We start from the raw sequence: 12,644 nt of genomic DNA on the forward strand, positions 1-12,644 counted from the left end.
CTTTTGACGACTCCCCCACCGCGTTTGCGCGTCAGGGGAGAGATCCTTGATGTACCGCTGTCCTGCTCGTTTACAGCTTCAGGTCTTCGGGCTTGATGGCGCGGGTGACCTCGTCATCAACCGTGACCACCTTGCCGTCGATCCAGCGCACCAGGCGGAAGTCCTTCACCGACAGCGCCTCGTGGTTGTCCGCCGAGAACGGCTGCTGGTACGTCTTGATGACGCCCTGCGCCTGCGACAGCTGCTGCAAGGCGGCCTGCACCGCCGCGCCGTCGGTCGACTTGGCCTGCTCCATGGCGGCTGCGATCAGCTTGACCGAGTCATACGCCTGCGCGGCCATCACATAGGTCGGCACGCGGCCGTCGCGCTTCATCAGCGTGTCGTACAGCGCCTTGGATTCTTTGGACGAATCTTCGGTGATCGACGCCGTGAAGATCATCTTGCCGGCAAGCTGCGGGCCCGCGATACGCAGGAACGGCGAGCTCAGGTTCGCCCAGGACGCCAGCGTCGTCGGGAAATAGTTGATCTTCTCCAGGCTGCGCATGACGTGCGCGTTGGAGTCGGCCAGCGCGTAGACGATCAGCGTGTCCGCGCCCGAGGCCTTGATCTTGTTCAGCTGCGAGCTCATGTCGGTGTCTTTCGGACCGAACTTCTCGTTGGCGACCGGGGTGATCTTGTGCAGCGCCAGGATCTCCAGCGCGTCCTTGGCGCCTTGCTGGCCGTAGCCGGTGGTGTCGGCGATGATCGCCACCTTGCCCGACTTGCTGGCGCGCGCCGCGTAGGCGGCCAGCAGCGCGATCTGGTCGCGGTCGCGCATGGACACGCGGAACACGTAGTTCGGCGGCGACTTGGCGTAGCGGCCGGTAATGTCGGTAGCGGTCGCCACGGGCGAAATCGTCGGGATCTTCTTCTGCTGCACGATGTGCAGCCAGGCCAGCATATTGCCGGAGTTCACGCCGCCCAGCATGGCGTTGACCTTGACGTTGTCGACCAGTTCGTTCGTGTTCTGGATCGCCTTGGGCGGGGCGCCGACGTCATCGCGTTCGACGATGACGACCTTCTTGCCCAGCACGCCGCCGGCGGCATTCAGGTCGTCGGCCGCCTGGCGCGCGCCGGCCAGGGCCGAAATGCCAAAGTCCGCCGACCCGGTGGCCGACATGTCGCTGTTGAAGCCGATCTTGATGTCGTCGGCCCGCGCGGCGCCGCTGGCGCCCATCAGGGCCGCCGACAGCAGCAGGGCCTTCATGGTCTTGGGGAAATGCTTGGTGTACACGTTGTCTCCTAACGGGTCACTCGGGTGACCGCATCTTGGGTTTTCAGGAATTCCTGATCAGGTCGGCCGCCTTGTTGCCGATCATCATCGTGGCGGCGCAAATGTTCGCCGACGGCATGGAAGGCATGACCGACGAATCGATCACGCGCAGGTTCTCTACGCCGTGCACGCGCAGCTGCGCGTCCACCACGGCGTACTTGTCGTCCGCAGGACCCATGCGGGCCGTGCCGTTGACGTGATAGGACGACACGCCGAAGCGGCGCGCGAAATCCAGCAGCTCGGAATCGGATTCGCACAACGGGCCGGGCAGCGCTTCGCTGTCGAAGTACGGCGCCAGCGCCTGCGACTGCAACAACCGGCGCGCCAGGCGGATACCGCGCACCAGGGTCTGCTGATCGCGTTCGTCCGCCAGGTAGTTGGCCAGGATGACCGGATCTTGCAGCGGGTCGGCCGACCGGATGCGGACCTGGCCGCGGCTGTCCGGACGGTGCTGCCAGACGCCCGCCGTCATACCGGGAAAATCGTCCAGCACGCCGACGTAGCCTTCCTTGTAGCTGGCGGGCGTGAACACGCCTTGCAGGTCGGGCGCGGTCAATTCCGGCCGGGATTTCCAGAAATAATGCAGCAGCGAGGGGCTCAGCGCCATGATGCTGGGCCGCTTGAACAGCCAGCGGCTGATCTGGCCCGCCAGGTTCAGGCCCTTGACCAGCTCGTTCATGGTCTGGCTGTTCTTCACGCGCGCCACGATGCGCACGGAGTAGTGGTCGCTGAGGTTTTCGCCCACGCCGGGCAGGTCGCGCACCACCGGGATGCCGTGCTCGCGCAGCAGATCCGCCGGCCCCAGGCCGGACAGCTGCAACAGCTTGGGTGTGTTGATCGCGCCGCAAGCCACGATAACTTCACGGTTGGCCCGCACGGCACGCACCCGAGCCGGATGCGCGGGGTGGCAATAGGCCACGCCCACGGCGCGCGTGCCGTCAAACAGTACGCGGGTGGCCTGCGCAATGGTGCGCACGTCCAGGTTCTTGCGCGCCATCGCGGGTTTCAGGAAGCACTTCGCGGTACTCATGCGCCAGCCGTTGCTGATGGTGCGCTGGAAGTAGCCCACGCCGGCCTGGTCGGCGCCGTTGTAGTCGGGATTGCGGGGCAGGCCTTGCTCGACGGCGCCGGCGATGAAGGCCTCGCACAGCGGATGGATCCAGTCGATGTCGGTGACGGGCAGTTCGCCCTGGCGGCCGCGGTAGCGGTCGTCGCCGCCCTCCCGGCGCTCCATCGACTTAAAGTACGGCAGCACGTCGGCATACGCCCAGCCGGGGTTGCCCAGGCTGGCCCAGTGGTCGAAATCGGCCGCCTGGCCGCGGTTGTAGACCAGACCGTTGATGGAGGTGGAGCCGCCAAGCGTGCGGCCCTGCGGGATCGGCACGCGCCGGCCGTTGGTCTGCGCGGTGCCTTCGCTTGAGAACTGCCAGGCGTACTTCTTGTTGAACACCGCTTTGATGAAGCCGGCGGGGATATGCAGGAACGGGCTGTTGTCCGGCGGGCCGGCCTCCAGCACGCAAACGGTCGCGCCGTTGGCCGACAGGCGATTGGCCAGGATGGATCCGGCCGCGCCGGAACCGACGATCACATAGTCGAACGAATCGGCGTCCCGCAGGGACGCGTGCTGGGCTTGGCTCATGTCAGGGTTCCGGAAGGGTTAGCGCGGCGCGTTGAACGACTTGCCGGCCAGGCACACGTACTTGATTTCGAGGAACTCTTCGATGCCGTACTTCGAGCCTTCGCGGCCCACGCCCGATTCCTTGATGCCGCCGAACGGGCCGACCTCGTTGGAGACCGCGCCGGTGTTGACCCCCACGATGCCGTACTCCAGCCCTTCCATCATGCGCCAGACGCGTTCCAGGTTGGCGGTGTAGAAATAGGCGGCCAGGCCGGAGGCGCTGTCGTTGGCGCGCGCCAGCACGGCGGCTTCGGAATCGAAGGTGCTGATGCCCACCACCGGGCCGAAGATCTCTTCGTGCGCCAATTCCATGGCATCCGTGATGCCCGTCAGCAGCGTCGGTTCATACAGCAGGGTGCCGGGTTGGCGCAGCTTGCCGCCCGCCAGCAGCGTGGCGCCGTGCGCGGTGGCGTCGGCCACCAGGCGCGACACCTTGTCGACCGCGCGCTGGTCGATCAGCGGGCCTTGCGTCACGCCGTCTTCCAGACCGCCGCCCACCTTCATGCGGCGGATCTCGGCCAGCAGCCTGTCGTTGAACGCGTCTGCCACGCTGGCGTGCACATAGACGCGGTTGGCGCAGACGCAGGTCTGGCCGGCGTTGCGGAACTTGGACATCACCAGCCCCTGCACCGCCTCGTCCAGATCGGCGTCTTCGAACACGATGAACGGCGCGTTGCCGCCCAATTCCAGCGACAGCTTCTTGATGTTCGACGCGCTTTGCTGCATCAGCAGCCGCCCGGTCTGGGTCGAGCCGGTGAAAGTCAGCTTGCGAACCGTGGGGTTCTGCGTCAGTTCCGTGCCGATGGGGGCTGGGTCGCCGATGACCACGTTCAGCACGCCCGCCGGGATGCCCGCCTGCTCGCCCAGCCAGGCCAGCGCCAGCGCCGTGAACGGCGTCAGTTCAGAGGGCTTGAGCACGACGGTGCAGCCCGCGGCCAGCGCCGGGCTGACCTTGCGCGTGACCAGCGCCGACGGGAAATTCCACGCGATGATGGCCGCGCACACGCCGACCGGCTGACGGATGGCCAGCATGCGCTGGTCGCTGCGGGTGTGCGGCAACACGTCGCCATAGACGCGCTTGGCTTCCTCGGCAAACCACTCCACGAACGACAGCGCGTAGTTCAACTCGCCGCGGGCCTCGGCCAGCGGCTTGCCTTGCTCCAGCGTCAGCAGCAGGGCCAGGTCGTCGCTGTTGGCTTCGATCAGCGCATGCCAACGGCGCAGGATGGCCCCGCGTTCCTTGCCCGTCTTGGCTCGCCATGCGGGCAGCGCGGCATCGGCGGCCGCGATGGCACGCGCGGTTTCGGCCTGGCCCAGGTTCGGGACCGTGCCCAGGGGGCTGGCGTCAAAGGGGTTGCGCACCGTGATGGTGGCCCGGTTGTCGGCGTCGCACCAGGCGCCGCCGATGTACGCCTGCTGCCGCAGCAGCTGGCTATTCTGCAGATTCATTGCTTTGCGCTCCATCCATCCTTCTTGCGCCGTCCGCTCAAACAGGCAGGCCGGTCGCTATTTTTGGGGAGAATAGCAACGGGCTTGCCGTCCCCAATAGCAGTCATTAACGATGCCGCCATCGCCAAACGCGATGGCAAGCTTGTGGCTCGCTACAATGGCCGTTCCCTTGCCGCCTTCGCCTGCCGCCATGCGTTTAGACCCCACTTCCCTCAAGCTTTTCATCAGCGTGGTCGAACAGGGCACCATCGCGGCAGCGGCCGAACACGAACACATCGCCGCGGCCGCCATCAGCAAACGCATCAGCGAGCTGGAAGAGAACCTGAAGATCCGGCTGCTGATCCGCACCAACAAGGGCATCCGCCCCACCCCGGCCGGCATCGCGCTATCCACCATGGCGCGCCGCGCCCTGCACGAGCTGGACGAGATCGCCGTGCAGATGCGCGACTACTCGCGCGGCCTGCGCGGCTTCATCCGCGTCTACGCCAACATTTCCGCCATCACGCAGTTCCTGCCGCAAGACATCAAGCTGTTCCTGAACGACTACCCCAACGTGCAGGTGGACCTGGAAGAGAAGATCACGTCCACCATCATCAAGTCCGTGGCCGAGAACGCCGCGGACGTCGGCATCTTCTCCGGCGATGCGCCCGACGGCGACGTCGAGATCCACCCCTACCGCGAAGACACGTTGGCGCTGGTCGTGCCCGCCGACCACCCTTTGCGCGACAAGCCGGGCTTTTGCTTCGCCGACGCGCTGGAACACGACTTCATCGGCCTGCATCGCGGCAGCGCCATCAACCGCATCCTGTCCCATGCCGCCGACGACGAAAAGCGCGCCATCCGGCTCAAGGTGCAGGTCACGGGCTTTGATGCGCTGTGCTTCATGGTGAACTCGGGACTCGGCATCGGTGTGTTGCCGCTGGACATCGCGCGCCGCTACTCGGTCATGTTCGACTTGCGCATCATCCCGCTGGCCGAACCCTGGGCGCGCCGCAAGATCCAGATCTGCGTGCGGTCTTTCGATTCGCTTCCCACCGCCGCCAAGCTCTTCGTCAACCACCTGAGCCGCGGCCAGGCCTAGAGCCTGGCCGCGCGCCCGCTTACTGCTTCAGGTCTTCGGGCTTGATGGCCTGCGTGACGGCGTCGTCCACCGACACCACCTTGCCGTCGATCCAGCGCACCAGCCGGAAGTCCTTGTACGACAGCGCCTCGTGGTTGGCCTTGGTGAACGCGGGCGCATAGCGCTTGATCACGCCGTCCACCGGACCCAGGTTCTCCAGCGCCTGCTGGACCTTTTCGCCATCGGTGGATTTGGCCTGCGTCATGGCCGCCGCCAGGATCTTCACCGAGTCATATGCGTGCGCGGCGAACACGTAGGTGGGCAGCTTGCCCTCCTTCTTCATGATGGTGTCGTACAGCGCCTTGGACTGCGGCGTGGAGTCCTGCGTGATGGACGCCGAGAAGATCATTTTCTTGGCCAGCTCCGGGCCCGCGATGCGCAGGAACGGGGGGCTGAGGTTGGACCAGGAACCCAGCGTGGTCGGGTAGTAGCCGATCTTCTCCTGGCTGCGCATCAGATGGCCGTTGGAATCCGCCAGCGCGTAGACGATCAGCGTGTCGGCGCCCGACGCCTTGATCTTGTTCAGTTGCGAGCTCATGTCCGTATCTTTCGGACCGAACTTCTCGTTGGCCACCGGCGTGATGCCGTGCAACTGCAACACGGCGGCCGCGTCCTTGGCGCCCTGCTGCCCGTAGCCGGTCGTGTCGGCGATGATGGCGACTTTCTTGTTCTTTGTCGCGCGCGCCGCGTAGGCCGCCAACAGCGTGATCTGGTCCAGGTCCCGCATCGACACGCGGAAGATGTAGTTGGCCGGTTCCTTGCTGTAGCGGTTGGTGATCTCGGTGGCGGTCGCCGACGGCGAGATGGTCGGGATCTTCTTTTGCTGCACGATGTGCAGCCACGCCAGCATGTTGCCGGAGTTCACGCCGCCCAGCATCGCGACGACCTTCTCGTTGTCCACCAGTTCGTTGGCATTCTGAATGGACTTGGGTGGCGATCCCACGTCATCGCGGGGCACGATGACGATCTTCTTGCCCAGCACGCCGCCCGCGGCATTGATCTCTTCGGCGGCCTGCCGCGCGCCGGACAGCGCCGACACGCCAAAGTCGGCCGAGCCGCTGGCGGACATGTCGCTGTTGTATCCGATCTTGATTTCGTTTTGCGCCCAGGCGCCCTGCGCGGCCATTGCCAAGGCGGCAGCCAACGCAAGGCGCGTCAGCGGATTCTGCTTGTTCATTGCTTTGTCTCCAGACTTTATGTAATGGTGCTTCGACTTACCGCCGCCATCGGTCTGTACGCCGTTCGCGGTCCACCCTGCGCGCTGCTGATGTGGACACTGCCAACCTTCCCACTCAACACGCTAGAGAATCAATTCGATGGGATGCTCCAGGAAATGCCGGACTTCCTTCAGGAACCGTGCGCCCAGCGCGCCGTCCACGACGCGATGATCAGCGGACAGCGTCAGGCTCATCACGTGGCCGATGGCCAGCGTGTCCCCATCCACCACCGGTTGGCGCATCACGGCGCCGGCGGCCAGGATGGCTGACTGCGGCGGATTGATGATCGCCGCGAACGACTTCACGCCATGCATGCCCAGGTTCGATACGGTCAGGCTGCCGCCTTCGTATTGGTCGGGCCGCAGCCGGCCGCTGCGTGCCTGGTCCGCCAACTGCCGGACCTGCGCCGAGAGTTCGCGCAGCCCCATGCGGCCGGCATCGCGCAGGATCGGCGTGATCAGGCCCGTCTCCAGCGCCACCGCGACGCTCAGGTCGACCTGCTCCTGACGCAGCACGCCCCCGTCGGTCCATTGCGCGTTGATCTCGGGCACGCGCGCCACGGCGCGGGCGACTGCCAGCAGCAACAGGTCATTCAGCGAATAGCGAACGGGATCGGGGCTGGCCTGCGCTCGGTCGTTCAATGATTCCCGCGCTGCCATCATCGCGTCCATGCGACAGTCCACGGTCAGGTAGAAATGGGGAATCTGCTGCTTGGACTGCGTCAGGCGGCGCGCGATCGTGGCGCGCATCGGGGTGTGCGGAGTCAGCGTGCCTTGGCCTGGAGCGGGCATCTTGGCTGCCGGCCTGGCATCCGCCGCTGGACGATCCTGCGCGGCCTGTTCGATGTCCACGCGCACGATCCGTCCGTTCGGACCGCTGCCGGTCAGGGCATGCAGGTCCACGTCCATGATGCGGGCCAGCCGGCGCGCCGAGGGGCTGGCGAAGAGCCGGTGCGCCGGCGGTACGACGGCGGCCGTGGACGGCGCAAGGGCTGCCGCCGGTTTCGCCGCCGGCGGCGCCGGCATGGCCAGCACGGGCGCGGCCGGTTCAGCAATGGGGGCAGGCGCCTCGCGAGGCGCGCCCTGCTCTGCCAGCAAGGTCGCGATCACGTCGCCCACCGGCACCGCGGTGTCTCCCGCTTCGACATGGATGCGGTCAAGCACGCCGCTGTCCACGGCCTCCAGCTCAATGACCGCCTTGTCCGTTTCGATCTCGGCCAGGATATCGCCCACCTTGACGGGGTCGCCGGACTGCTTCAACCACTGGAGAATCCTGCCCTCTGTCGTACCCGCGCCGATGGCGGGCATCACGACTTCGATATCCATGTCTTACTCGCTTCAGGTGATGGCCAAATTGCCCGTCTTCTCGATATAAGCTGCCGCATCGGAAATGTCCGCCACCACCGCGTCGCGCGCGCCCTCGGCGTCGCGTCGCCGCAGCGCCGCCAGCAGCGCGTCGTGGTGACTGAACGATTCCCAGCTTTCCGACTTGCGGTCCTTGCTGCTCATGCTGAGCGAGAACAGGGGCGCGATCTGCAGCCAGATGTTCTCGATCATCGTGACCAGCAGCGGCATTGCCGCCGCTTCGTACAGCGTGAAATGCAGGTTCCGGTTCGCTTCGATCGTCTTCAAGGTGTCGATCTTGCGCTGGTGCCCCAGCTTGTCGAACTCGTGGGCATGGCGCTCGATGCGCGCCACGGTCTCGTCACTGATCACTTTGACGGCTTCGGCCGCGGCAAAGCCTTCCAGACAGCACCGGATGCGCACGATCTCGCGGAACTTCGGCAGGCTGGGTTTCGGCACGCGCAGGCCGCGGCTGGGCAGCATTTCCAGCGCGCCTTCGGCCACCAGCTTGTTCACGGCTTCGCGCACCGGCATCGGGCTGGTGTTCAAGGCGGCGGCCAGGCCGCGCAAGGTGATCTTTTCGCCGGGCGGCACCGCGCCGCTCATCAGGAGCTGCCGCGTCTGCTGATAGATCTGATCCGCGACGGTCACGCGTTCCTGCTTGTCGAGCAGGCCTTCCAGGATGCTGTTGTCCATGTTCTCGCGCCTAATTCATGTAGACGCCACCGTTTACATCCAGCGTGGCGCCGCAAATGTAGCTTGCGCCATCCGAACATAAAAAGGCGATGGGCAAGGCGATCTCGCGGGGCTGGGCCATGCGTCGCAGGGGAATTCTATTCGCATCCAGGTCCGCGCCCCGCACCATGGTGGTGGCAGTCGCACCCGGCGCCACGCTGTTGACGGTGATGCCCGACTCCGCGCCCTTGCGCGCCAGCCATTTCACGAAAGCGTGTGTCCCGCCCTTGGCCGCCACATAGTGGGGGCTGGCCGCCAGGCCGCCCATGCGCGCCGCCACTGACGACACCAGCACCATGCGGCCGCTGCCCTGCGCCGCCATCTTGGCCAGCGCCGCGCGGGTCAGGTGCATGACGCCAAGCAAGTTGATGTCGATGACCTGCCGGAACACGTCGTCCCAGCCGTCGGCGTTCCAGTCATCCCAGGGGCAATAGCCCGCGTTGGCTACCAGCGCGTCCAGCCGCTCGAGGCGTTGGACGGCGGCTTCCGCCGCGACGCGATCGGTCACGTCGAACGCGATCGCCTGTGCCGCCGATCCCTGCCCGCGTAGTTCAGCGGCCAGCGCCTCGGGCGCCTCGCGGTCGGCCAGCACCAGCGCGGCGCCCTGCTCGGCGCAGACGCGGGCGGTTTCGCCGCCGATGCCACCGGCCGCGCCCGTGATCAGGATGGTTTTTCCTTCAAGCGCGCAAGGCATGGACGTTTCCTGGGTTGTGTTTGTCCAGCGCGCTGTCGCGCAGCATGCCGGCGATCAGGGCGCGCAGGTCGTCTTCGCCTGCCAGCGCCGCGCGTTCCAGCGCCTGCGACACCGTGGGCGGCGCCCAGCGGCCCGTGACGCGTTGCACCGGCTGGTCCAGATAATCGAAATAGCGGCGCTGGATCTCGTCGGCGATCAACGCACCCAGGCTGGCGCCGCGCGTGGTCTGTTCGACGATCGCCACGCGGCCCGTCTTCATGACCGAACGCCCGATGGTGTCGTAGTCGATATCGCGCTGCGACAGGGTGCGCAGGTCGATGATGTCGGCGCGAACGCCGGTTTCCTCTACGATCTGCCGGCAGCGTTCCACCATGCTGAGCGTGGCCAGCAGCGTGATCTGGTCGCCTTCCTGCACGCGCTTGGCGCGGCCGATGGGAATGCAGTAGTCCAGGGTCTTCGGCACCAGCGTCTTGCGCTTGTGCAGTTCCTGGGGTTCGATCACCAGCACCGGGTCCTGGCAGCGCAGCGCGGAATTCATCAGGCCCACATAGTCGAACGCGTTGGACGGCGCCACGATATGCCAGCCCGGAAACAGCGCGAACACACCGGCCGGATCCATCGAATGCTGCGAACCGTAGCCCTCCGCGCCCGGGATGCGCGTGCGCAGCACCAGCGGCACGTTGGCCGTGCCGTTGAACAGGTGGCGGATCTTGCCCGCCTGGTTCAGCAGCTGGTCGCCCGCCACCAGGAAGAAATCGCTGTACATGAGTTCGACCACGGGCCGCAGCCCCGACAGCGCCGCGCCCGTGGCCAGGCCGCAGAAGCCGTTCTCGGTAATCGGGGTGTTGACCAGCCTGCCCGCGTAGGTGTCCGTCAGGCCACGCGTGGCGCCAACCGTGCCGCCGCCCATGTTGGCGACGTCTTCGCCGAACACGTGGATGCGCTCGTCCTCGGCCATGCGCGCGCCCATGGTGCGCGACACGGCCTCGATGTAGGACAGGCTTTCCATATCGTCCGCATCGAAGTCCTCGGCCTCCGCAAAGCGCGCGCCGTCGAATTCATGCATGTCGCTGGTCAGGTGATCGTCCACGCTTGCGGCGGCCGGCCAGAGGTCTGCGCGGATGCGGGCGGCTGAGCCCGCGCCTTCCACGCAGGATGCCGCGGCCGCCTCTACCGCGTCGGTAACGGTGGCATCGATGGCGGTCAACGCGTCGGCGTCCAGGATGCCGCGCGCGGTCAGTTCGCGCTGCAGGAACAGCCAGGGGTCGCGCGCCTTCCAGGCGTTTTCCTCGTCGCGCGTGCGGTAGCCGAAAGCGCTGCCGGGAATCGACGAGCTCTGATGGTAGTAGCGGTAGACCTCGGCCAGGATGAAGGCCGGCCGCCCTTCGCGTTCGATATGCGCCTGCGCCCAGCGCGTGGCCAGCCAGACGGCGAACGGGTTCATCCCGTCCACCTTGACGGCCGCAATGCCGTGCGCCTGCGGACGCGTCAGCAGTTCGGTCTGGAACGTGGACTGCTCCACGCTCATCGACACCGCGTACTTGTTGTTCTCCAGAAAGAAAATCATGGGCAGGCCATACAGCGCCGCCAGGTTCATGGCTTCGTGCGTTGCCCCCTGATGCACCGCGCCGTCGCCGAAAAACGTGACCATCAGCTTGCCCGATCCGCGCTGCTTTTCCGCGAACGCGTGGCCGCAGGCAATGGGAATGCCGCCGGCGACGATGGCATTGGTGCCCATGATGCCCAAGTCGGCGCGACGCAGGTGCATGGAACCGCCACGCCCGCCCGTCCAGCCGTCCTTCAAGCCCAGGATCTCGTGCATCAGGCCCTGTATTTCCTGGCGCATGCGCGGGGTGAGCCCGGTGGCTACCGGGTCGAAGGCATCGTCATACAGCGCGTTGACCGCCTTGGCGACGCATTGGTGGTGCGCGCGGTGCGTGCCGTTCATCAGCGTATCGACAGGCAGCGCCGCGATGCAACCCGCCGCGCCGCCTTCTTGGCCAATGCTGGAATGCGCCGGCCCGTGCACCAGGTTCAACTTGTCCAGTTGCAGGATCTTTTCCTCGAAGCGGCGCGCCGCCAGGAACAAGGTCGTCATCCGCATGGCCTCGGCGCGTGTCAGCTGCGCCCAATCGCTGTCTTGCACCCCCAGCGTGCGCGCCTCTGTCGTCTGTCCGATGTCCTCGAAAAGCATGTCGTCTCCTTGTGCGGAGCCGGCCTCTGGCGGGCCGGCTGCCCGCCGTTCAGATATGCGCGGTCACGCCGCCGTCCACCACCAGGCTGGCGCCCGTGACGAAGTCCGACGCAGCGCTGGCCAGGAACAGGGTTGCGCCGACCAGGTCTTCGGGTTCGCCCCAACGGGCCAGCGGCGTGGTGGCGACCACCCGTTCGGCATGGCCCGGGATATCCACCCGCGCCTGCCGCGACAGCGCCGTGTCGATCCAGCCCGGCTGGATCACGTTCACGGTGATGCCGTCCGCGGCCCAGGCGCACGCCAGCGAACGCGTCAGCTGCAGCACGCCGCCCTTGCTGGCGGAATAGGCCGCCGTCACGGCGTTGGAGGCCAAGGCCAGAATCGAGCCGATATTGATGATCTTGCCCTTGCCGCGCAGGCTCATTGGCGCATGCACGGCCTGGCACATGTTGAACGTGCCCTTGAGGTTGACGTCCACGATGCGGTCCCACACGTCTTCGGCATACAACTCAGGCCGCATCCGCGTGTTGACGCCGGCGCAGTTGACCAGCACGTCCACGCCGCCGTAACGCGCCACCACGTCCGCCACCGCGTCTGCGCAAGCCTCACGGTTTTCCACGCTGAGCGCGATGGCTCCGGTCTTCACGCCGGATTCGCGCAGCTCGGACGCCAGCGCGTCCAGCCTTTCCCCCGCCAGGTCGGCCAGCACCAGCGTCGCGCCGCCCTGGCCAAAGGCCCGGCTGAGCGCTGCGCCGATGCCGCCCGCGGCACCGGTAATCAAAACAATCTTGTCTCGGACACTGAATAGTTGTTGGGTCATGCCTGCTTCGCCGCTGCCCGCGTGCCGACGGATGCCGGACGCTGTTTTTGATATGTGATCACAAATCAGATTCTAGAAACGG

10 protein-coding genes are annotated in these 12,644 nt (G+C 66.2%); 1 reads left to right on the plus strand and 9 read right to left on the minus strand.

What is annotated here, in order from left to right:
- Positions 1-70: 70 nt before the first annotated feature.
- Genes HG262_RS17245 through HG262_RS17255 form a run of 3 tightly spaced genes read right to left on the minus strand, consistent with a single transcriptional unit; the run spans position 71 to position 4,439 of the window.
- Positions 71-1,273 carry an ABC transporter substrate-binding protein gene (locus HG262_RS17245; RefSeq protein ID WP_169272171.1) on the minus strand — a complete coding sequence of 401 codons (1,203 nt, stop codon included), beginning with the start codon at positions 1,271-1,273 and terminating at the stop codon, positions 71-73.
- Positions 1,274-1,316: 43 nt separating this feature from the next.
- Positions 1,317-2,951, minus strand: coding sequence for a GMC family oxidoreductase N-terminal domain-containing protein (locus HG262_RS17250; RefSeq protein ID WP_169272172.1), 1,635 nt, complete (start codon positions 2,949-2,951; stop codon positions 1,317-1,319).
- Positions 2,952-2,969: 18 nt separating this feature from the next.
- Positions 2,970-4,439 carry an NAD-dependent succinate-semialdehyde dehydrogenase gene (locus tag HG262_RS17255; protein ID WP_169272173.1) on the minus strand — a complete coding sequence of 490 codons (1,470 nt, stop codon included), beginning with the start codon at positions 4,437-4,439 and terminating at the stop codon, positions 2,970-2,972.
- Between the two features lie 190 nt (positions 4,440-4,629).
- Between HG262_RS17255 and HG262_RS17260 the strand changes: the two genes are divergently transcribed.
- Entirely contained in the window at positions 4,630-5,520 is an 891-nt protein-coding gene (locus HG262_RS17260; RefSeq protein WP_169272174.1) for a LysR substrate-binding domain-containing protein, read from the plus strand.
- A 19-nt stretch (positions 5,521-5,539) separates the two neighbouring features.
- Here HG262_RS17260 and HG262_RS17265 read toward each other — a convergent pair whose 3' ends face one another.
- The 6 genes from HG262_RS17265 to HG262_RS17290 form a co-directional block, all read right to left on the minus strand.
- Entirely contained in the window at positions 5,540-6,736 is a 1,197-nt protein-coding gene (locus HG262_RS17265; RefSeq protein ID WP_169272175.1) for an ABC transporter substrate-binding protein, read from the minus strand.
- Between the two features lie 123 nt (positions 6,737-6,859).
- Positions 6,860-8,101 (minus strand): dihydrolipoamide acetyltransferase family protein, encoded by a 1,242-nt coding sequence (locus HG262_RS17270; RefSeq protein WP_169272176.1) that lies wholly within the window; start codon positions 8,099-8,101, stop codon positions 6,860-6,862.
- A gap of 12 nt (positions 8,102-8,113) precedes the next feature.
- The gene (locus HG262_RS17275) at positions 8,114-8,815 is read right to left on the minus strand and encodes a GntR family transcriptional regulator (protein WP_169272177.1); all 702 of its coding nucleotides are present in this window, start codon (positions 8,813-8,815) and stop codon (positions 8,114-8,116) included.
- Between the two features lie 10 nt (positions 8,816-8,825).
- Complete coding sequence (locus HG262_RS17280) at positions 8,826-9,548, minus strand: SDR family NAD(P)-dependent oxidoreductase (protein ID WP_169272178.1); 723 nt, start codon at positions 9,546-9,548, stop codon at positions 8,826-8,828.
- Complete coding sequence (locus tag HG262_RS17285; protein WP_169272179.1) at positions 9,532-11,742, minus strand: alpha-ketoacid dehydrogenase subunit alpha/beta; 2,211 nt, start codon at positions 11,740-11,742, stop codon at positions 9,532-9,534. Before HG262_RS17285 ends, HG262_RS17280 begins: the two co-directional genes overlap by 17 nt.
- Before the next feature lie 49 nt (positions 11,743-11,791).
- A complete protein-coding gene (locus HG262_RS17290; protein WP_248293387.1) occupies positions 11,792-12,562 on the minus strand; it encodes an SDR family oxidoreductase in 771 nt (256 codons plus the stop codon).
- Between the last annotated feature and the right edge of the window lie 82 nt (positions 12,563-12,644).

The sequence above is a fragment of the Achromobacter sp. Bel genome (genome assembly GCF_012928505.1).
Lineage (GTDB): Bacteria > Pseudomonadota > Gammaproteobacteria > Burkholderiales > Burkholderiaceae_B > Achromobacter.